Origin of the sequence: Microcystis sp. LE19-10.1B (assembly GCF_027530565.1) — a bacterium.
Lineage (GTDB): Bacteria > Cyanobacteriota > Cyanobacteriia > Cyanobacteriales > Microcystaceae > Microcystis > Microcystis aeruginosa.
Genome location: NZ_JAPZQM010000025.1, coordinates 1 through 1,574 on the forward strand (window position 1 = coordinate 1; position 1,574 = coordinate 1,574).

At 47.0% G+C, this 1,574-nt stretch carries 1 protein-coding gene; it reads right to left on the reverse strand.

Annotated features, from left to right (window positions below):
* Nucleotides 1-383: 383 nt before the first annotated feature.
* Nucleotides 384-1,253 (reverse strand): PEP-CTERM sorting domain-containing protein, encoded by an 870-nt coding sequence (locus O9332_RS00990; RefSeq protein ID WP_288023300.1) that lies wholly within the window; start codon nt 1,251-1,253, stop codon nt 384-386.
* Between the last annotated feature and the right edge of the window lie 321 nt (nt 1,254-1,574).

A 1,574-nucleotide genomic window follows, 5' to 3' on the forward strand; every position in this document is an offset into this window, starting at 1 on the left:
GCCAAGCTTTTCTGGTCGGAACCCCCTAAGCCGAGTTTTCAAGGTGCTGCGCCGTCCACTTGGTTTTCGAGACTGGCCTTTTAATTCTAACGTAAAGCCAACCTAGAACGGCGGGGTTTCAGACCCAAAATTTCCGATGAAATTAAAAACTTGACTAACTATCAATGGCTAACCTATCGCTGAAACCGTAGATTTCCTATCGGAATGTTTCGCCCCTACTTTTTCAGCCAACCCCAATTAGGGTTGGCTGAAAAAGTTTCTCCTGTGGGGACTGACGCGGGTTCGTTCAGCATACCCTAATTAAAAACCGCCCCCAAAGGACGGAGTTTCAATGCAAGCAGCTACGATGCCTCTCCTCATAGTTATCTTGACGTTAAGCTCGGTTAGCTATCCTTTTGTCGGCGTTTCATCGCCAGACCTAAGCCACCAGCAACCAGCAGTCCAGCAACAGTACCCGGTTCGGGAATAACCACCTGGGTGAAGGTTTGTGAGAAACTCGTAACGCTGGCGGTTCCAGGCACTGTAGTAGTCCGGCGAGCTAACAAACTCAGGTTGTTCATGACCGCAAGCGTGTTTGTTGGTGCGAACGAGATAGGGTCAATCGCAGGCATGCTGGGGGTAGCGTTTGTATTGCCGCTAATCCCTGCACCATTGAAGGTCACATTACTCGGTACTCCCGTAGCGGGTCCTGTAACTGAAGCACCTGTTATGGCATCTATCTGGCCAGTCATTGGGACATATCCAGCGGATGTGACGTCGAATTCGAAGGAGAAACCAGCTATCCAGTTGGCACTCCCGCTCGGCGGAGCAATGTTTAGGCCACCAACAATAGTGTAATTGAGAGTAGCACTACCAGAGACACCAGGAATGTAAGTGCCGGTTGCACTCACTCGAATGTTGGCTAGGGGATCGGTCACAGGATTAGCGATAGGACTTTTCGTAAACTCGTAATCCATCCAATTGCCGAAGGTTTTCTCAATTGTGCCATTTCCGTCCTCATCAACTTCGATGGAACCACCGGCAAGGAGCTCGGTGAGTGTACAGAATGAGGTACTTGTACAGCCGTTATAGGTTACCATAGCAGCCGCCTGGGCTGGGGCAGTGGCGAGGCCTAAGGCAGTGGCGACGGCCAGAGCAGCAGCGCTAGGAATGGTATATCTGAGTAATTTTGTCATATGTATAGACTCCCACAGAGGTAAAGTGGATGTGTGAATAATTATCGCAATGGTAACAGCAAATTTTTCCTTTGTCAACGCAGAATTGCCTATTTGTCAATATATCACTGAAAAATTGTCAACAGATCACTGAAAAGAGTTTCTCCCCACTTCCCCACTTCCCTATATCTGATTCATTCTCCGAATCTAATTCTTTGTTTTGTTACCTTTAATCGCTTATGAGGTAAGCAAAGCACGACGTTTTGACAAATTTTCAGCTATTTAGGGTTTGCTGAATAAATCTAAAAACCTTGTTGGATAAGGCTTTTAGACTTTTTTTCCCTGAAAAAGTGCCTACCATTGGAGTGATTGGGGGGAAAATTTAGGGATTTTTTCCCTGAAAATTAGGTAATTGACCAC